The organism is Neisseriaceae bacterium CLB008 (assembly GCA_041228285.1).
GTDB lineage: Bacteria > Pseudomonadota > Gammaproteobacteria > Burkholderiales > Neisseriaceae > JAGNPU01.
This window is the reverse complement of record CP166133.1, coordinates 1,157,110-1,175,445: the sequence shown is the minus strand read 5'-3', so window position 1 is coordinate 1,175,445 and position 18,336 is coordinate 1,157,110. Positions and strand designations below refer to the sequence as shown.

General features: G+C 47.6%; 19 protein-coding genes. 3 read left to right on the top strand and 16 right to left on the bottom strand.

Annotation, left to right across the window (positions count from 1 at the left end):
- Positions 1 to 348 precede the first annotated feature (348 nt).
- The gene (locus tag AB8Q18_05355) at positions 349 to 846 is read left to right on the top strand and encodes a hypothetical protein (protein ID XDZ52483.1); all 498 of its coding nucleotides are present in this window, start codon (positions 349 to 351) and stop codon (positions 844 to 846) included.
- A gap of 190 nt (positions 847 to 1,036) precedes the next feature.
- Here AB8Q18_05355 and AB8Q18_05350 read toward each other — a convergent pair whose 3' ends face one another.
- On the bottom strand, positions 1,037 to 1,591 hold the full coding sequence (locus AB8Q18_05350; GenBank protein XDZ52482.1) for a YbhB/YbcL family Raf kinase inhibitor-like protein: 555 nt from the start codon (positions 1,589 to 1,591) through the stop codon (positions 1,037 to 1,039).
- Positions 1,592 to 1,614: 23 nt separating this feature from the next.
- Between AB8Q18_05350 and AB8Q18_05345 the strand changes: the two genes are divergently transcribed.
- The gene (locus tag AB8Q18_05345) at positions 1,615 to 2,508 is read left to right on the top strand and encodes a helix-turn-helix transcriptional regulator (GenBank protein ID XDZ52481.1); all 894 of its coding nucleotides are present in this window, start codon (positions 1,615 to 1,617) and stop codon (positions 2,506 to 2,508) included.
- 210 nt (positions 2,509 to 2,718) lie between these two features.
- Here AB8Q18_05345 and AB8Q18_05340 read toward each other — a convergent pair whose 3' ends face one another.
- The 15 genes from AB8Q18_05340 to AB8Q18_05270 all read right to left on the bottom strand — a co-directional run bounded on the left by AB8Q18_05340 (position 2,719) and on the right by AB8Q18_05270 (position 16,010).
- Entirely contained in the window at positions 2,719 to 3,681 is a 963-nt protein-coding gene (locus tag AB8Q18_05340; GenBank protein XDZ52480.1) for a LysR family transcriptional regulator, read from the bottom strand.
- A 31-nt stretch (positions 3,682 to 3,712) separates the two neighbouring features.
- A complete protein-coding gene (locus tag AB8Q18_05335) occupies positions 3,713 to 4,702 on the bottom strand; it encodes an amidohydrolase family protein (protein XDZ52479.1) in 990 nt (329 codons plus the stop codon).
- A 50-nt stretch (positions 4,703 to 4,752) separates the two neighbouring features.
- Positions 4,753 to 5,331 carry a 3-hydroxyanthranilate 3,4-dioxygenase gene (gene nbaC / locus AB8Q18_05330; GenBank protein ID XDZ52478.1) on the bottom strand — a complete coding sequence of 193 codons (579 nt, stop codon included), beginning with the start codon at positions 5,329 to 5,331 and terminating at the stop codon, positions 4,753 to 4,755.
- A gap of 41 nt (positions 5,332 to 5,372) precedes the next feature.
- Entirely contained in the window at positions 5,373 to 5,786 is a 414-nt protein-coding gene (locus AB8Q18_05325; GenBank protein XDZ52477.1) for a RidA family protein, read from the bottom strand.
- Positions 5,787 to 5,797: 11 nt separating this feature from the next.
- Positions 5,798 to 6,562, bottom strand: a complete 765-nt coding sequence (locus tag AB8Q18_05320) for a 2-keto-4-pentenoate hydratase (GenBank protein XDZ52476.1) — start codon at positions 6,560 to 6,562, stop codon at positions 5,798 to 5,800.
- The gene (gene dmpG / locus AB8Q18_05315) at positions 6,559 to 7,578 is read right to left on the bottom strand and encodes a 4-hydroxy-2-oxovalerate aldolase (protein ID XDZ52475.1); all 1,020 of its coding nucleotides are present in this window, start codon (positions 7,576 to 7,578) and stop codon (positions 6,559 to 6,561) included. Before dmpG ends, AB8Q18_05320 begins: the two co-directional genes overlap by 4 nt.
- Positions 7,578 to 8,519: an acetaldehyde dehydrogenase (acetylating) gene (locus tag AB8Q18_05310; GenBank protein XDZ52474.1), complete on the bottom strand. Its 942-nt coding sequence runs from the start codon at positions 8,517 to 8,519 to the stop codon at positions 7,578 to 7,580. Before AB8Q18_05310 ends, dmpG begins: the two co-directional genes overlap by 1 nt.
- Positions 8,516 to 9,334, bottom strand: coding sequence for a 2-keto-4-pentenoate hydratase (locus AB8Q18_05305; protein ID XDZ52473.1), 819 nt, complete (start codon positions 9,332 to 9,334; stop codon positions 8,516 to 8,518). The genes AB8Q18_05310 and AB8Q18_05305 overlap by 4 nt, the downstream gene beginning before the upstream one ends.
- A gap of 56 nt (positions 9,335 to 9,390) precedes the next feature.
- The gene (locus tag AB8Q18_05300; protein ID XDZ52472.1) at positions 9,391 to 10,689 is read right to left on the bottom strand and encodes an MFS transporter; all 1,299 of its coding nucleotides are present in this window, start codon (positions 10,687 to 10,689) and stop codon (positions 9,391 to 9,393) included.
- A 52-nt stretch (positions 10,690 to 10,741) separates the two neighbouring features.
- The gene (locus AB8Q18_05295) at positions 10,742 to 12,196 is read right to left on the bottom strand and encodes a 2-hydroxymuconic semialdehyde dehydrogenase (GenBank protein XDZ52471.1); all 1,455 of its coding nucleotides are present in this window, start codon (positions 12,194 to 12,196) and stop codon (positions 10,742 to 10,744) included.
- 294 nt (positions 12,197 to 12,490) lie between these two features.
- On the bottom strand, positions 12,491 to 13,087 hold the full coding sequence (locus AB8Q18_05290; GenBank protein ID XDZ52470.1) for a hypothetical protein: 597 nt from the start codon (positions 13,085 to 13,087) through the stop codon (positions 12,491 to 12,493).
- 221 nt (positions 13,088 to 13,308) lie between these two features.
- The gene (locus tag AB8Q18_05285; GenBank protein XDZ52469.1) at positions 13,309 to 13,641 is read right to left on the bottom strand and encodes a hypothetical protein; all 333 of its coding nucleotides are present in this window, start codon (positions 13,639 to 13,641) and stop codon (positions 13,309 to 13,311) included.
- A gap of 373 nt (positions 13,642 to 14,014) precedes the next feature.
- Complete coding sequence (locus AB8Q18_05280; GenBank protein XDZ52468.1) at positions 14,015 to 14,518, bottom strand: hypothetical protein; 504 nt, start codon at positions 14,516 to 14,518, stop codon at positions 14,015 to 14,017.
- 243 nt (positions 14,519 to 14,761) lie between these two features.
- The gene (locus tag AB8Q18_05275) at positions 14,762 to 15,490 is read right to left on the bottom strand and encodes a GNAT family N-acetyltransferase (protein ID XDZ52467.1); all 729 of its coding nucleotides are present in this window, start codon (positions 15,488 to 15,490) and stop codon (positions 14,762 to 14,764) included.
- A 49-nt stretch (positions 15,491 to 15,539) separates the two neighbouring features.
- Positions 15,540 to 16,010, bottom strand: a complete 471-nt coding sequence (locus tag AB8Q18_05270; GenBank protein XDZ52466.1) for a hypothetical protein — start codon at positions 16,008 to 16,010, stop codon at positions 15,540 to 15,542.
- Positions 16,011 to 16,539: 529 nt separating this feature from the next.
- On the opposite strand from AB8Q18_05270, the gene AB8Q18_05265 reads away from it, so the two are divergent.
- Entirely contained in the window at positions 16,540 to 18,279 is a 1,740-nt protein-coding gene (locus tag AB8Q18_05265) for an ABC-F family ATP-binding cassette domain-containing protein (protein ID XDZ52465.1), read from the top strand.
- Positions 18,280 to 18,336: the final 57 nt, after the last annotated feature.

The window sequence follows — 18,336 nt, the reverse complement described above, 5'->3', positions numbered from 1 at the left end:
GTGAAACATATTTACGGTTACGACAACTTTGTCATCCAGCTTCGAAACTGCCTTCTAGCTCGTTAAAACGGCCACTATCGCCATTCCTATATAGACTCACGAACTGGGTATCAAACTCGGCCTGTATTTGGTGCATCTGCCCACAGTGAACAGCTTCCTTACTGTTTTCAGCAACCTGACTCCCTGCCACATCGGTGATCCTACATTCACCGGTTATACCGACCCTGATGTCCACGTCTGTCTCAAATCGTGCCACCGCCAAACTACCATCTCATCGGTCAACCTTTAGATTAACCTCAAGCGATTACTTAAGCTATAATGATTTTTTATATTGATCTGGGTTTACTGATGAAACAAACTATTTTGGCTTTAGCTTTGGCTCTTGGTTTAGCAGCTTGTTCGGGGGGTGAAAGCACGCCAGCGGCCAATACCGCGGCAGAGCAAGCTGCTCTGTCTACAGGTAATGCGGCAGACATTAAAAATGACTTAAACGTCCTCAATGAATTGATGAACCCGTTTAATACTGCCTCAATGAATGACCGCGAAGAAGTACAAACATTAACCGACGAAGCCGCGATTCAAGCCAAAATGACGGATGTTAAAAAACGCAGTGAGCAATTTAAAGACGAGCTATTTAACCTAGGCATGAAGAGCAAAGAAGTCAATGAGGTTCGTGTATTGGTTATGGATGGTATGATGCGTTCTACTGAAGCATTGAGTATCATGCTCAACCCAAATAAGACTGATGCCGATCTAAAAGAAATGCAACGCTTGCAGAAACAATCAATGGCCTTACAACAATCTGTTGGCCAAAAGCTAGATGATCTCAATACTCAATATCAGTAATCTTGATACCAAGCCTAAAACACCTCATTACTCTACTGAGGTGTTTTTTATAAATGGCCAGGTGCTCCCCTAAAAAGGGGGCGACTACCCTTCGTCCACCCTAAGTTAATGTTTTAACCTGCTTCACGATCAAGGCCAGGCTTCAGGCTATAGAGGGCTTAAGCCTAGCTTTTCCTTCATAAGCCAGCGCCTATGGTCGCTCGTATAACACCTCAATGCTGCTTGTTGCCAAGGCCTGTGCATTTAACATATAGCCCACTAAAGCGCCAGAAGCATCTTGAGGAATGTTTAGCTTTTGAGGCAGCGCATAAACGGTAAATTGATAGCGATGCGGCCCATGCCCCTCTGGTGGGCAAGCACCCCCAAAACCGTTGCTGCCAAAATCATTTCTCATTTGCATGGCTTCTTTAGGCATCGTCAACTTGCTCACTTCGCCTGCCCCACTAGGCAAACTCGAAACCTGTTTGGGAATATTCACCACCTGCCAATGCCACCACCCACTGCCTGTCGGGGCATCTGGATCAAAAACCGTTATGGCAAAGTATTCTGTGCCTTTAGGGGCATTTTTCCACTGTAGCGCAGGCGACGTATTGCCGCCTGAACATCCAAAACCATTATAAACTGCCTGCTGGGTTAAACGGCCGCCCGCACTTATATCAGTACTGCTTAACTCAAATGCCTGAGCCATATTGAATACGCCAGACAACGCCACAACGGCGCCAAATTTTTGATACACATTCATCATCAAGCTCCTATTTAAATAGTCGCTTGATTATAGTTGGATATGATATAAAATATTACTTCCAAAGAAGCCAACTTCTAGACCATTCCCGCCATAATACTTCCATGACAACTGATTCATTTATTCATTCGGTGCACGAAGCCCTACTCAATAATCCTCATTTGCCGTTTTATGTCTATTCTGCTACCCACCAACAATCTTTAAGAAACATCACCATTACCAAGCCTACTCTGGTTTTTATCATGCGTGGCTGTAAAACAATTGGCCAACCCGAGCAAATCACTTGCCCTAGCGGGCATTTTATTTTCTTGTCGGATCATAAACTCACGGCTCTACGTAATATTCCTGATCAAAACGAATATCTTGCTTGGATTATTGAATTTGACGCTCAAGATTTTGCCGGCATCCCCCTTACGGCCAGCCACGCTCACACCCCTTATATCATGGGTCAAACCACTCAGGAACTCACTGAATTAATCGAGCAGCTGGTGCAGATCTCAAAATGGGCGCCCAATCATATTTTGGGCCATCGCAAAAGTGAGCTATTAAAGGTGTTGTATGCAATGGGCCATCATGAAATCGCCTCGTTTGGTAACAATGCCACGATAAGCTTCAAAATCCACGCTTTGTTTCGAAGCCATAACTTTCAAAACCTCAGCCTAGGGGTGATCTGCCGTGCGCTCTCAATGAGCGAATCCACGCTCAGAAGAAAGCTAAAGTCAGAAAATCAATCGATTAAAGACATCAAAGACAATGCCCAATTAGGCTACGGGCTTCATTTACTCCAAACCACTCAACACGCGATACACCATATTTCAGAGCAATGCGGCTATCAATCCCACTCGCGCTTTACGAAGCATTTTAAAAATCGCTTTGGCCTCACGCCAAGCGAATTAAGAAAAACCAAAGCACAATTCTAGACTTAATCGTGAGCGGCATGCCTAGAAGCATCTTACGCCATCAGTTAACGGCTTCTATCCACTGATCAGAGTGGCCGCTCCTTCAGTGATGGTTTAAACCCGTGATTCAACCCACTATAATCGGAAGACGATCAGCTTAAATTGGGCCCATTGTGCAGCCCATATAAAATGGCCTGCTGTCTCACAACCGGCACGTTATTCATATTTAATTTAATGCGGCAACGTCAATTTAAGACAATCAATAAACTTCAAGCAGGCAGGATTAAGCTCAGCATCTCTTCTTTGAGAAAACCCAACCGCAGTCGGCTCACCGATGTCGGGGAAAGGCAATTTAGCCAATAGATTTAAATCCACTAGCTGAGTAGCCACCACGCTAGACATGCAGCCAATAAAGTTACTTTGTGCAATCACGTTCATATTGGTCAAAATCGAAACCGACTCAACTAAATTACTGGGCTCACCCACGCCTTGCTCATTAAAGTAAGTCAAAATATTGGCCCTCATCGACGCGCTGCCCAAAGGCAGAATCCATGGATAATCCATTAAATCCTTGAGTGCTAAATGGTCATGGTTCAATAGCTCATGATTATGCGCCACCACCAACGACAGTTTTTCATCATATAAGGCTTGATGCGTCAATTTATTGACTTGGTAAAACTTAGAGTCCATGCTGGGCAAACGCCCTACCACCAAATCCAGCTCACCTTTAAGTAAAGAGGGGAATAACTCTTCCACCGTCCCCACTTTAATGGTGATTAGAATATTTGGGTGCTGCTGCTTGAATTGAATAATGGCTTTGGGCAGCAGCTCAGCACTAGCAGACAACAAGGTTCCGATCACAATGTGGCCTAGATTCCCATGATGGAAACTATTGATTTCATCCGTAAGCGTACGCAGCTCAGAAAACAGGCTTTTCACCCGTTTCCCCAATACCAAAGCCACTTCAGTGGGCTGCATGCCATTTTTAGAGCGGTGAAACAGCTGCACCCCAAGTTGGCTTTCTAACTCTTTAACGGCTTTGGTGACTGCAGGTTGACTTAAATGCAGCTGGTCTGCGGCATGCACAATGGAATGAGAGGCCAACACACGTTCAAAAATCACCAAGGGCCGAAGCTTAAGACGATTAAGCGCATAATCATGCATACTGAATTTATGCTGTGGGGTGTTGGTCATGCCCATATTCCTTATACAAAATAATCAACCTTTAAATGGCAAAAAATTGTGCCGCGTTGTCTCCCAGAATGTTTTGTTTGACTTGGGCCTCTAAAGGACTATTTGCCACCAAGGCCCCGACCTGTTGCTCGCCTAATGGGAATGGCGTATCAGAGCCTAGCATGACTCTATCTGCGCCCATTTTATTGACTAAAAACATCAATGCGTCAGGATCAAACACGGCTGAATCCACCCAAAACCGATTCAAATAACTAGAGGGCAATTCAGGACAATCTTCCCGCACAATATCACGATGACGCCATGCATTGTCAACACGGCCAATCAAATAAGGCAAACTTCCACCGCCGTGGGCCAAGCAAATTTTCAAATCTGGCGACAAGCGATTCATCGCACCTGACAAAATCAAAGATAAACCACCTAGCTGCGTCTCAGCAGGCATCGACACCAGCCATTTCAGCATCCATTTTTCCATCCGAACATCGCCCATCATGTCCCAAGGGTGGACCAAAACAGGCATGTTTTCAGCCGCACAGTGATTTAAAAACGTTAAAATTCCTTCATCATTTAAACTCTTATCACCCACGTGATTACCAATTTGCACCCCTACGTGGCCATTTTTTTTCACCCTGCTCACCTCTTTGCAGGCCGCGTCAATATCTTGTAGGGGCACTTGCGCCAAAACTTTTAAACGGTTAGGATCAGCCGCACAAAACTCGCTGCCCAAGTCATTCATGCGTTGATTCCAAGCTTCGGCCTTTGCAATCGGTTCTGCATACGCAAACATCACCGGTGTGGCACATACAATTTGCACATCCAAACCTTGTTGATCTAAGGCCTCAAGTCTCACCTTACCATCCCACAGAGCATCGTAAACAGGGCGAAACGGCTGATCATCAATGTAAATATCGCCCAATCGCTTATCAGCAGAGACTTTTAACCACGGAGCCGTCGCCCGATTTAAAGCAGCGGCTTCAGCCTGGCTGAGCTTTGGGAAAAAATGTGAATGTATGTCAATAATCATGTACTGCTCCTTTCAGCCACCTGCTTGATTAGCACAAATGGCCTTGATATTTATTTATAAGCGGGCTTATGAACTTCAGCAAAACGCTGTAGCCATGCTTTAGCATTTTGGCCAGGATGCACTTCCTGACAGTGTGGGCACGTACGCTCCGCTTCTGATCGCTCATAGAATGACTGATACCAAATAGGTAAATTAGCCACTAAATCATCAACCTGTCCGCCAATACTGAACACGAGACCAGCGCAGTTTGCGCAAAACCAATTCAATTTATCCTCTTGATCTTTGGGCCGTGGTTTTTCAACTAAAAAGCAAAGCCCTTCTGGGTCTGGCCGCTGTGGCGAATGCAACACACCCGCTGGCAACAAAAAGACATCGCCCTCTTTTAATAAAACCTGGTCGAACTGACCGTTTTCCCACAGGTTTAAATAAGCTGTTCCCTTGATTTGATAGAAAATTTCTTCGGTAGGATTACAATGAAAATCCGTACGAAAATTGGGCCCACCAACCATATTGATGAAATAATCTCCATCAGGAAACACCGCCGCATTACACACGGGTGGTGATAAGCGATGCTTATTTTCGGCTGACCAATTCAATAAATTTAATGGCTTTCCATATTTCAGTTCCATAATCTTCTCCAAGTGTAGACGTCTATTGACGCTTTATTAATTTATAGAGGCTTGTAAGCAATTGCCTTAATTTCAATACGTAACAAGGGATGAGGCAGCTGATGCACCGCAACGGTGGTGCGCGTGGGCCCATCAAAATCAAAATACTCACCATAAATCTGGTTGTAACGAGCAAAATCATTCATATCGACTAAATAGGCACACATCTCAACCACATCGTCTAGGCCTGCACCTTCATGAGCCAAAATATCGCGAATATTATCGATCACGGCACGGGTCTGCACTTCAATGTCTAAATTAGTCGCCCCCATTGCATCCACTTCAGCCCCCGCAATGGTGTTGTCGGGTAAACGAGAGCTGGTGCCAGAAACAAATAAAAAATCACCCGCTCTTTTAATGTGTGGAAAGCGGCCGCGTGGCTTTGCTTTTCCAGTTATCACCGTTGCTTGAGTCATTGCTTCACTCCTTATGCTTGAGTGCGTAGGCTAACGGTGCCTAAGCCCAAAATAGTTGTTTCATACTGGGCATTCTTCTGCATCGCCTGCGCCGCAGTGGCCGCACCCGCCAGGATGATGGCACCAGCTGGCAATACCTGCCCTTTTTCGGCCAATAGTTGAGACACCTGCACCAAACAGCGTAAGGGGTTCCCCAAAATCGCCGCCGTTGACCCCGCCTGTACCAAGCGGCCATTTTCTGTCATGTTGACGCCACAATTACTGATGTCCGTTGTCACAGGCTGCAGCGGCCCCAAAACAAATCCTGCCGAAGACGTATTGTCGGCAACCACGTCTTCTAGCGTGAATTTAAATGCTTGATACCGTGAGTCTATGATTTCCATAGCGGGGCACACGCCCTCAACCACGGTTAAGGCCTCGGCTAAATTAAGTGGCCGGTCAATGTCTCGGTTCGTGATGAAAGCCACTTCAGGCTCAATGCGTGGATGAATAAAACGAGACAAATCGACTGAGCCACCTTCTTCCAATTGCATCACATCGGTGATCACTCCCCAGATCAAATGTTCGACCCCCATTTGCTTCATTTTTTCGCGGCTGGTAAAGCCCAGCTTCACCCCCACTCGACGCTCTCCCCGCACCTCACGCATGCCTATGCCCAACTCTTGAATGGCGTAGGCCTGCTGCAAATCAAAAGGGGTTTCCGTACGCAACGAAGCCGTTGGTTGTTTTAATAAAACGCTTTCATCTAAGCGTTTGGCGATCTCAACTAAATTCATGCCAGAGTTTCCTTTTGCTTTAATAAATCCAAGGCAATGTCCACAATCATGTCCTCTTGCCCCCCAACCATTTTGCGCTTGCCCACTTCCAATAAAATGTCTACCGCAGGAATGCCATAACGAGCGGCGGCGCGTTCCGCATGTAACAAGAAGCTGGAATACACCCCCGCATAGCCCAACGACAAGGTCTCACGGTCAACGCGTACCGGTCGTTTTTGCAAGGGTCGAACTAGGTCGTCGGCCGCATTCATCAACGCCAATAAATCACAACCATGATCCCAGCCCATTCGTTCAGCTGCGGCAATAAACACTTCTAGCGGCGTATTGCCTGCTCCAGCGCCTTGCCCTGCTAGAGAGGCATCAATACGATGCACGCCTTCCTCAACAGCCACAATCGCATTTGCCACCCCTAGTGCCAAGTTATGGTGGGCGTGAATTCCAAGCGTTGTGCTGCTGTTTAACACCGCTTTCAGGGCACGAACGCGCTCACGTACGCCATCCATTAATAAAGCACCGCCAGAATCCGTCACATAAATCGTGGTAGCACCGTATGATTCCATTTTTTTGGCTTCGGCCGCTAACTGCTCTGGCGACGTCATGTGTGACATCATCAAAAAGCCGACGGTATCCATGCCCAATTCGCGGGCAAATGAAATGTGCTGTGCAGATACATCGGCCTCAGTACTGTGCGTGGCTACTCGTACTACCCGTGCACCCGCAGCATAAGCTTCTTTTAAATCATGAATCGTCCCGATTCCTGGCAAAATCAACGTCGCAATTTTGGCGTTTTCTACCGACTCGGCCGCCGCCGCAATCCAGGCGACATCAGTATGCGCTCCAAAGCCATAGTTAAAGCTTGATCCAGCCAAGCCATCGCCATGCGCCACCTCAATAGAAGCCACGCCAGCTTGATCTAGAGCCGCACTGATTTTCTTTACGTCGGCAATTGAGTATTGATGGCTCACGGCATGAGAACCGTCACGCAAAGTCACATCAGAAATATACAGTTGTGTCATTACTGTTCCTCCACTGCCATTATGTTTTTTGCCACCACTTCGGCGCAGGCCAAAGCCGCCGAAGTCATGATGTCCAAATTCCCAGCATAAGCAGGCAAATAATCAGCCGCTCCTTCAACTTCAATAAATACCGTCACCTTCTGTCCCCCCGTCGCCTGCAACTCAGGCCAGGCCTTCAAGGCTTCTGCCGACATAGGCTCAAACTGCACCGCCTGTTTCAAGCGGTAGCCAGGCACATAGGCCTGAACTTGCTGTGCCATGTCCGCAACCGCTTGCCGAATAGCCTCTTCGTTGCCTGGGCGTGTCAAACAAAAAACCGTATCGCGCATCATTAAAGGTGGTTCGGCAGGATTCAAAATAATGATGGCCTTACCTGATCGCGCCTTACCCACAGTTTGCAAAGCCAAAGACGTGGTTTCGGTAAATTCGTCGATATTGGCTCGCGTACCCGGCCCAGCCGAGCGACTAGAAATAGAGGCCACAATTTCCGCATACCATACTTCACTAACCGAGCTTATCGCCGCAACCATCGGAATTGTCGCCTGACCACCGCACGTCACCATATTGATATTAGGCGCCTGATCATGCTCGTGCAGATTCACCACGGGCACCACATAAGGTCCAATAGCCGCTGGGGTTAAATCAATGACGCGCACACCATGCTGTTGTAAAACCTCATTGTGTTTCACATGGGCGCTCGCAGAAGTCGCGTCAAAAACTATCTTGATGTCTTTAAAGTGAGGCAACGCCACTAGCCCATCGATGCCCTCATGCGTCACCGCTACGCCCAAATCTCGAGCACGCTTCAATCCATCAGACTGGGCATCAATACCCACCATCGCCCCCATGTACACTGAGGCGTCGCTTTTTTTCAATATTTTTTTCATCAAATCGGTACCAATATTGCCCGAACCAATAATGGCCACGGCTACTTTACTCATACCCTACTCCCTTCTGCCGGTGACGCCACGAATGAAGCGGTTACAGAACCCAATCCTTGGATCTGTGCTTCATAGACACCAGCCTCATTAACGCTCACCATCGCACCCAAAGCCCCGGTTAAGATCAACTCACCGGCTTTTAAAGGCGTACCCATCTCGACCATCGTATTCGCTAGCCACACAGCCGCAATTAAAGGATTACCCAAACACATGGCGCCCGTACCACTAGATACGACCTCACCCTGACGAGTCAGCACCATGCCGCAGCGTCTGAAATCAAGCTGTTCTGCCTTAATCGGACGACTCCCCACCACAACCGCACCGCATGAAGCATTGTCTGCAACCGTATCCACCAGGCTAATATCCCAATCACGAACGCGGCTACCCACAATTTCAATCGTCGGCAAGACATAATCAATCGCATTAAGCACATCCACAACCGTATGACGCTCATGTGATAAATCATGCTTCAACACCAAAGCGATCTCTGCTTCAACACGCGGCTGCAAAATATGCTCTAAAACAATGTCTTCACCATCAGCGTAAATCATGTCATCAAACAAACAACCAAAGTCTGGCTGATCAACCTTTAATTGGGCTTGAACCACTTTTGAGGTCAAACCAATCTTATGCCCCACAATGCGACGTCCTGACTGTTGCGCTTTGACCGTATTCAGCAACTGAATTTGGTAAGCATCCGCCAAACTAAATCCTGCTTCTCCAGCCAGTAAGCGAATCGGTTCACACACTCTATTTTGCTGTTTGGCTCGCCATAACTGCTCTGCAGCGTGCGCCATCAACTCATCTTTAGACATACCACTTCCTTTTTATTAATTAATCACTGCCAATCGCACGGGCATACTCACCGCACTTACTTTCTGCCTTTAACCCACAATGCGAATGCTGAAATCAGTACGGGAATACCCAACAACATAAAAATTTGTGACAAACTTAAATTCAGAGCAAAAATCTGTGCCCCAAAAAATGCCCCGAAAATCGCCCCTAAGCGGCCAATTCCATGCATCCAGGATACGCCCGCAGCACGCCCCTGTACGGGATAAAATAAAGCGGTTAAAGCCGGTAATGAAGACTGCGCCCCAACCAAACCTGCGCCAGCCAAGAAAATAATCACGCCAAACAAAATCAAATCATTGGTGAAAAACCCGGTCACCACCATCAAAATCGCCGAAATAAAGTACACCACCATCAAGGCGCGATTGGCCTGAAAACGATCCATGGCCCAACCGATTAAAGCCGTACCGAATACCCCACCGAATGGGAAAATAGCCGCAATTAAACTATATTGTGCCGTCGTAAAGCCTGCTTGTTTCAGCAAAACAGGCATCCAACTGGTTAACAAATAAAACACCAATAAACTCATAAAACAGCACAACCACAGCATGGCGGTACTCAGTAAATAGGGCTTTGACACAATCAACGCCACGCCTGATTGCTGCTGGTTCTTCACCTCGGGCAAAGCCAGTACCACTTTAGTAAAATCAATACTCGCATCAATTTGGCGCATGATTTTTTGAGCGGCAGCTTGGCGCCCGCGAGCCACCAAAGACTGAATCGACTCAGGTAACGCCACCAGCAATACGGCGGCTAACACCAGCGGCATCACACCACAATAAATCAACATATGCTCCCAACCCGCCGTTGGAATGATTTTGGCCGCCAACAGCCCACCTAAGGTAATGCCTAAAGGGAACGCACAAAACATTAAATTCACCATGCTGGCACGACGATGCGCAGGCATGTATTCCGAGACAAGTGTGGCAATATTGGGCATGGCGGCGCCCAAGCCTAATCCCGTAATGAATCGAAAAATTGCCAACTCAGTGGTATCCGTGGCAAAGCCTGACACCACCGTAAACAAACCAAATAAAACCGTACTGGCGATCACCACCCACCGACGACCAAACTTGTCAGCTAAAGGCCCTGCGATCAAGGCACCAATCGCCATCCCCACCAATGAAGCACTCACCACGGGCGCCAAGTCAGGCTTGTCAATGCCCCAGGCTTGCAAGAGAGATGGGGCAATAAAACCAATGGCGCCTGAATCCAGACCATCAGCGAGAATAATCAATACGCCTAGAATAAACACCAGCCATTGTTTGCCAGATAATGGCCGTGTATCCAAATATTGTTGTACATTCAGTTCTTGCATGATTTCTCCTTTGAGTTTTTATTAATGCACTGAAAAATTATTATGGTTTACATCAATATTTCACACTGATATTGGTGATTTCAGAAAAGAAGTCTAACGAATACTGTCCACCCTCTCGCCCAATGCCCGACGCTTTCACGCCGCCAAACGGCGTGCGTAAATCACGCGCAAACCAAGTATTGATCCACACAATGCCAGTATGTACTTGACCAGCCAAACGATGCGCACGCGTCACATCACTGGTCCACAACGAACACACCAAACCATAGCGACTGTCATTCACACGCTTAATCACTTCGGCATCGTCATCGAAAGGCGCCACATGACACACAGGCCCAAAAATCTCCTCTTGATTAATGCGCGCCGCGTCATCTAAGCCGGTCCAAATCGTTGGCAAGACAAATGCCCCATTTGCTTTGTCATCCTGAAAGTCAGGCACACGGTTACCCGTCACCACCGTCGCACCCTCATCAAGCGCCAGCTGAAAATACGAACACACCTTCTCTTGGTGTTTACGTGAAATCAGCGGTCCCACATCGGTACCCGATTCGTCAGGTCCACCCAAAACCAAAGCCTCAGCCTTTACCTTCAAAGCCGCCACAAAACGATCAAAAATAGAACGGTGTACATAAACCCGCTCCGTACACATACACACCTGCCCTGTATTAAAAAAACTCGACCGTGCGACACCCGCCACGGCTTGTTCAAAATCAGCGTCGGCAAACACCACAGCCGCATTTTTACCCCCCAACTCAAATGAAATTTCTTTCACACCGTCTGCCACTGTTTTCATAATGGCTGCACCTGTGCGCGACTCACCGGTAAACGAAACCGCATCAATGTCAGGATTTTGGGTTAGAAACTCGCCCTCTCGACCATAACCCTGAATCAAATTAAACACGCCCTTGGGTATGCCTACTTCATGCATCACCTCTGCCAATAAAGAGGCTGAAGAAGGCGACTCCTCCGAAGGTTTACACACCACCGTATTGCCCATTGCTAAAGCAGGTCCCAATTTCCAAGTCAGTAATAATAAGGGTAAATTCCAAGGCGAGATCACCGCAATCACACCTAAAGGCTTACGCACCGTGTAATTGATTAACTGGCTGCCATCATCGTTATACGTGATGCAGCTTGAACTGGAGTTGGTTTTAGATAAATCGGCAAAAGTACGAAAGTTCGCAATCGCTCGAGGTATGTCTAAGCGACGCGCAACCGATAAAGGCCGTCCCGTATCCTGTACCTCTGCCGCCACAAATTCTTCAAAACGTGCTTCAATGGCATTCGCCAATCGATGCAATAATGCCGAGCGCTGCTCTGGCGTCATCAGCCCCCAAGGGCCATCCAAAGCTTCCCGTGCCGCGGCCACAGCCAAATCAACAGCCTCACGATCAGCATAAGTCACCCTATTCACCAACCGACCATTAACGGGGCTGGTATTATCAAACTGAGGGGCCTTGCGAATAAACTCACCGTTGATGTATAACGGCAATACTGAAGTGTCCATACTCTCATCCTTTGTAATCAGGCTAGTTTTTATTAGGTACGGTCTAATTTAAAGGCCTACATGCATAACATCAATTGAATTATAATGAAGTTTAAATTACAAAAAGTTATAGATAAGTCGTGGCCCTAAGCCCAAAATAAAAAGCGGGCACACAGCAACCGTGTCCCCGCCTCATTAATTTGCCTCTACTACTCAATCGCCTTTAAAAAATGGGGTTTGGTAACCCTTACGATTACCAAACCCCATTTCACCCGCTAGCCAAACCTGCCATGACCAGCAAGCTCTGGTGCGCAGCTACTTGAACTGTAACAGCGTTTCGATCATGGCCTTTTTGTCTTTAGCCGTTAAATAAACAGATCCATCGCCATCTTGCATTTGCATACCGACTAAAGCACCAGATGGGTTTCGATATGCCCAAACACGATATTCACCCTGACTCAGATGCGGCCTCATCTCTTTCCCTGTTTGTGGTGATTTTTCGCCCGTTGGCACGGTCACCGACTGGGTATTGATGGTCCGAATCTCGGTTATATGGTTGTATTCGATTTTGGTGTGTACCACATTTTTCTTACCCAGATACGACTCGGTGACGACTTGATTCTCTTCATCAAACTGCCAATGAAAGGCTTCTAAATCGGCTGTTGCTGGCTCATCACGATTAAAGGGCTTAATGGCGTATCGCAGCCCGGCCTTCACTTGATCAGACATATACATAATGACTTTAGTCGCAATTACTTCGTCATCTTTTCGCTCTACCGATAACCACGCACTATTTACCAGCTCACGCTCTGTCACCGGTATGCTGCTGCGAGAGGCCTCTATAGGCTCTGCAAAAACATGAGTAGACAAACAAACCAACAAACCCAATGATAGACATAATCTTTTTTTCATCAAACACCCTTCTATACCTTAATCAATCGTAGCTAACGACAAAACAAGCCTAAGCATCTGTAGGATTATAACGTTTAATGCCACCGTTTCGTCATAACGACCCATGATATGTATCAAAATGGCAGTGTATTCACACGGCCTTGGTTAGGCCACCGTTATTTCACACCACACATAAAAAACGCCCTAACGAATACACCGTCAGGGCGCTTGAACATCGAAGGCTAGAATGGCCGCACCCGTCGATACTCTTCATCATTAAAGGCTTGACCAATATCGCTCAGCGTCATCATCACCCCGCCAGCCAACAGTAGAAGCTCGGCCATGGCATCGTTTAATTCTGGTTGGGGCATTTGATGAGCGGGGTCAAGCTGTGCCTGTGTCTGGATTAAAACCGCCACCGCCGACAACACCTGGCCGAGGCCGAAATGAGCGGCTTGAACGTGCGATTGCATCAGGCTTAAATCGCCAGCGCTTAACGCTTTAGGGTTGGCTACCGCTTCTGGATTGGCCAAGACCGACGCCAAACCGCTGTAGTGGTTGTGTAGATTACTCATGCCCGCCTCCTCGACCTGATGGCCAGAAACGCAAATGAGTACAGTGAGGGAGAATGGATAAGTCATGTGTCATGGCGAAACCTCTCGAGATTATTTAACCTGCCCCAAATGCTGTCAAACAGGTGGGGTGGCGACAGAATGACGGGTTGACAGACTGGAACTCGAGCACCAGCGCACGCAAGCGTGCCCCGCCACCTGCCGCCATAGAGAGCGTATGGCCACGGGTAGGCACAGACGTAAAAAAACCGCATCAGCGGCACGTCTGCCGAGTTTACAGCCTGTCAAAGCCGATTGGGTGATTGAACCCAACGGCTTGAGTTTGGCGTAAAAACCTAGGGCAGCCAATATGAACTCAACGCGAACACAGAGCAACTTAGCGATTCACACACGCCACTTCGTTTAAGCGGGTAAACATTTTCTGAGTTAAATCGATCGCCATGGCGCGCTCTTGCTTGCCTTGGCCTTCGTATAAGCCCTCTGCAAGCATCTGCTCTTGGGTTTGAAAAGCAGTTTGCAGTTCCAGCGGCATCACCTCATCTTCTGTTTCAGACATGGACACATAGCTCTGACCATAGCTAATAGATTGATTGCGGCAATTAAATAAAATATGGCTTAAGCCCTGTAACGATTCCGAGCTATGCGCTTGCTTAACCTTGGTATACAGCATTAATAACGCCATATTCTTTTTTTTGCTTTTAAACGCAACATCCATTCTGGTTTCAATGGTGTCTTGGCCATCTTCCGTTGGCGTATATACTTGATAAACCGGTACAAAAGTATAGGGCTGCTTGGCCTTTTCAAAAAAGCTGGGTTCTTTGCCCCAAGCCATGCTCATGCACAGCAGCAACGCTGCACTCATCCACTTTTGGCTGCCCATAGGTGCCACCTTTCAGTATTATTAATACATATTTAAAGTAATTCATTGTTCCCACCCCTACGACGCCCTAGGCAAGGCGGTCAAGCCAGCGCCACTCGCCCTCTTCATGGAGACAGCACCGATTTAATCGGCCACTGATTATAAACAAAAAAGCCAGGCGTCACACCCTCAAAGGGCGTATGCCTGGCCATGTATTGGTTGCTCTGCGGCCTTGATCTCAATGACCTAGCCGATGCAAGCCGCTTACTCAGCGCCTAGATTCACAACCACATCCCACTGAACATAAGGGATTAATTTTAAAGATTTTGCTAAAGCTAAAGAGGCGGTATTGTCTAACTGACAGCGATATTGAGGCTGATATCCTTCTGCCCAAGCGCGTTGGCAAATAGCCTTGACCAGCTCACGCGCATGGCCTTTACCGCGATGCTCAGACAAGGTCAACACGCCCAAATCAGCAATCGGTTGCCCAGCCTCATCCCAAGGATACATACTGGCTGCTGCAACCAACTGCTCACCCTCAAATAAGCCATACACCAGCCAATGATCCAGTTCCACAGATGCACCCTCTAAATCGGCCTCATTAGCCGCTTGGCAAAAAACGTCAAAAACATCACCATCTTGATTGCTTAACCGCCGAATGTGGCTAGGTATGTGCTGATTCTGTAGTGCTGTGAGCGCTGCTTGATTAAAGTAAAAAAACTGATCGGCGCCATGCCATCGATCAGCAAGACTGCGCCGCAGAGCCGCGACCTCTTCTGGGCTTACATCTGGCGTGATGCCGTATTCAACACCTAGCTGAGGGTGAAGCGACAGCCACAGTTTGTGTTGATCACGGATGGCCACGGCTAAAAAATCATCGTCTAAATGAGGGTTTATGTAGAGCGCTAAGTCGCTTTGATTTAAGTAACACTCACCCATTGTTTTTTCTTTGAACCAATACGCTTCCATATCGGCATTCATTAATGTCGTCATCCGTGTGCCTTCCCTATGCCTAACATAGCCTATATGCGTGCCTTTTAGGCTAGATTGATGTTTTATTTAAAAATCCAGCCAAGTCATTTAAAAATGAATGGATGACGTCTAGGCTAGCTTCATCGTATTGGGTTAAAAATAAGCGGTAGTGATCTTGAGCCCGCTGATGCAGATCATGGTATTGAGTCAGCAATACCGCTCCTTTCTCATTGATTCGGTATTGGGGCGCCTCACCTTCATCATGAGACTTTAATACCTCGACAAACCCTTCATCCCACAGCCTCATCATGGCCTGAACCAGGCTTGCCTCTGGCAGCTTAAGCTGGGCGGCCAGCACGGCATCGGTTGCCACGGGCATGTCTGCCACGGCCTGTAAGGCGTGAATTTGGATAAGGCTTAAATCACAGCCAAGCTTGGGCACGCTGTCCCTTTGCTGCTGTAGGCTTTGCTCTTGAGCGTGCGCCATATCTATAAGCGATAAATATACGGCCGCTATTTTATGTTCTTTTTCTGTTGTCATATTCAGTACACTTTATCTAATCATTGCTTGCTTGGTTAACGATGACCGCCGTTCGCGCCACAAATCAGACCATTGATCGCCACGCCCATCATACTGGATGCAGCATCTTACAACTTAAAGCTAACTTTAAGTCAAGCCTGAGCCCTGCAAAAAAAACAGGCCTACGTCTGGTTGAGCACAGCGGTGGTCGACGGGTGCGCTATCGAGCTTATCGGCTCAGCTAAATATTATTGACTATCTAGTCTAATTTGTATACTGTGTGATCTTTAATAAATCAGCGACACTTCAGTCATCGCGATGTGTCGACCCAACGAAAGAAAGGAGGTAAACAAGATGCAACTGTGTCATTTAATTAATCATACACACGTTTTTGGTAATCGAATCAGCTCGGGTTTTGTCCATTCAACACTGCGATAACTCAGCCTGAGCCAATACACAGCAACAGATAATTGATTCAGCTTACTGGGTGATCGCAACGATACAACCCAAGGTTTTTTGCGCTTCAAAAAACCGTCTAAATGAGTCAAATATGAGTACTTTATTATCCATCCAATCCATTTCTTATGACACACCCACCCGCTCGCTGTTTCAGCAGCTCTCCTTTTCCATTCAGCGTGGAGAACGCATTGGCCTCATTGGGCACAATGGCAGCGGTAAAAGCACTTTATTACGCTTAATCACCCAGCAAATCCCCTTAACCCAGGGCAGCATGGCCTACGCTAGCCACTGTATTTATGCCTATATAGAACAACACCTTCCTGATGCTTTATTGCAAGTCAGTATGGTGGAGGCTTTATTGAGCAAATTACCACAGGAAAAAAGGGATTCTGAAGCATGGCGCGCCGAAGTGTTGCTGGCCGAACTTGGGTTTACCGAAGCCCAATTTCAGCAACCGGTTGATCAACTCAGCGGCGGTCAACATTCACGGCTGTTACTGGGCCGCGCCCTGATGACTCAGCCAGATCTGCTATTTTTGGATGAGCCCAGCAACCATTTGGACTTGCCTACCTTATTGTGGCTAAGCCAATTTTTACTGAACTGGCGCGGCAGCTTTGTTTTGGTGTCGCATGATCAACAGCTGCTGGATCAAGTCTGCAACACTACTTGGATTCTACGCGACCAAAGCATCCATTGTTTTAAGCTCCCCTGCTCCAAAGCCAGGATGGCTTTACAAGAGCAAGATGCGGCTGATGAACACCGCCACGGCGCCGAACAAAAAGAGATTGACCGCATCAGCCAAAGCGCTAAGCGATTGGCCATTTGGGGCAAAGTCTATGACAACGAAGCCTTTGCCAAAAAAGCCAAGAAAATGGAAAAGCAGTTAGCCAGCTTACAAAGTAAGCAAACCGTTTTAACAGAGGGTTACCAATGGCAGCTTGGCCTTACAGGTAGATCGATTAAAGCCGATCGCGTTTTGGCCTTACGCAACGCGCAAATTAATACGCCCGTCAATGAGCAGCCTTTATTTAGCACGGGCGAATGGCAAGTCAAAAGTGGCGATCGCTTGGCCGTCATGGGGGCCAATGGCTGCGGTAAATCTTCTTTTTTACACAGCCTATGGCAGGCCTATCAAGCCAGCCACCCGCCCGCAGGCATCAGCTTTCACCCCATGATTAAGGTGGGCTATTACGATCAGCAGCTGAAACAGCTGGCCGATGACGACACCTTAAGTGATGCCTTGTATGTGTTTGCGCCATTGAGTGAGGACGAACGAAAACAAGCCTTAATTGGCGCCGGGTTTGCTTATGCACGGCATGGGCAGCGGGTCGAAACCTTAAGTGGCGGAGAACGGGCTCGCCTGCTGTTTGTGGGCTTAAGCTTAGGGCAATATGAGTTACTGCTCCTGGATGAACCAACCAATCACTTAGACATGGAAGGAAAGGAAGCCTTAGCCGAACAGATTGCACAGTTTTCTGGCGCCGTACTACTCGTGAGCCATGATCAATGGCTGATTGAACACAGCTGCCAGCGATTTGGCCTCATTCAACACCAGCAGTGGTTTGAGTGCGACACGCCCCAACAGGTTTATGCGGCTTTATTAGATGGTGTTCAGCTTAACGAGCCCCAAACAGGGTTAGATTCGGGGCGTCAGCAACAGGCAAATACGCCAGCGTCCACCCTGGATGAAGAGGCATTACTGGCCGAATGGGTACAGCTAGAAGCGCTTTTGGCGGCTGATCAACAACGAAAACCAGCGCATCAAAAGCCCGCCTTACAGGCGGCATGGCAACAGCGGTTAACCGAGATACAAGGTTTAATTGATTTGTAAGCCATTTACGCGTCGGCCTTTCGAGGCCATAAAAATCCCACCATGATGAATGGTGGG

Excerpts from the sequence above, each read along its gene's own strand:
- AB8Q18_05320 (XDZ52476.1), bottom strand. The coding sequence starts at position 6,562 with ATGAATTTAGTTGAGATCGCCAAACGCTTAGATGAAAGCGTTTTATTA.
- AB8Q18_05355 (XDZ52483.1), top strand. The coding sequence starts at position 349 with ATGAAACAAACTATTTTGGCTTTAGCTTTGGCTCTTGGTTTAGCAGCT.
- AB8Q18_05285 (XDZ52469.1), bottom strand. The coding sequence starts at position 13,641 with ATGAGTAATCTACACAACCACTACAGCGGTTTGGCGTCGGTCTTGGCC.
- AB8Q18_05300 (XDZ52472.1), bottom strand. The coding sequence starts at position 10,689 with ATGCAAGAACTGAATGTACAACAATATTTGGATACACGGCCATTATCT.
- AB8Q18_05295 (XDZ52471.1), bottom strand. The coding sequence starts at position 12,196 with ATGGACACTTCAGTATTGCCGTTATACATCAACGGTGAGTTTATTCGC.
- AB8Q18_05275 (XDZ52467.1), bottom strand. The coding sequence starts at position 15,490 with ATGACGACATTAATGAATGCCGATATGGAAGCGTATTGGTTCAAAGAA.
- AB8Q18_05350 (XDZ52482.1), bottom strand. The coding sequence starts at position 1,591 with ATGATGAATGTGTATCAAAAATTTGGCGCCGTTGTGGCGTTGTCTGGC.
- AB8Q18_05325 (XDZ52477.1), bottom strand. The coding sequence starts at position 5,786 with ATGACTCAAGCAACGGTGATAACTGGAAAAGCAAAGCCACGCGGCCGC.
- AB8Q18_05340 (XDZ52480.1), bottom strand. The coding sequence starts at position 3,681 with ATGACCAACACCCCACAGCATAAATTCAGTATGCATGATTATGCGCTT.
- AB8Q18_05280 (XDZ52468.1), bottom strand. The coding sequence starts at position 14,518 with ATGGGCAGCCAAAAGTGGATGAGTGCAGCGTTGCTGCTGTGCATGAGC.
- AB8Q18_05305 (XDZ52473.1), bottom strand. The coding sequence starts at position 9,334 with ATGTCTAAAGATGAGTTGATGGCGCACGCTGCAGAGCAGTTATGGCGA.
- AB8Q18_05335 (XDZ52479.1), bottom strand. The coding sequence starts at position 4,702 with ATGATTATTGACATACATTCACATTTTTTCCCAAAGCTCAGCCAGGCT.
- AB8Q18_05310 (XDZ52474.1), bottom strand. The coding sequence starts at position 8,519 with ATGAGTAAAGTAGCCGTGGCCATTATTGGTTCGGGCAATATTGGTACC.
- AB8Q18_05290 (XDZ52470.1), bottom strand. The coding sequence starts at position 13,087 with ATGAAAAAAAGATTATGTCTATCATTGGGTTTGTTGGTTTGTTTGTCT.
- AB8Q18_05270 (XDZ52466.1), bottom strand. The coding sequence starts at position 16,010 with ATGACAACAGAAAAAGAACATAAAATAGCGGCCGTATATTTATCGCTT.
- nbaC (XDZ52478.1), bottom strand. The coding sequence starts at position 5,331 with ATGGAACTGAAATATGGAAAGCCATTAAATTTATTGAATTGGTCAGCC.
- dmpG (XDZ52475.1), bottom strand. The coding sequence starts at position 7,578 with ATGACACAACTGTATATTTCTGATGTGACTTTGCGTGACGGTTCTCAT.
- AB8Q18_05265 (XDZ52465.1), top strand. The coding sequence starts at position 16,540 with ATGAGTACTTTATTATCCATCCAATCCATTTCTTATGACACACCCACC.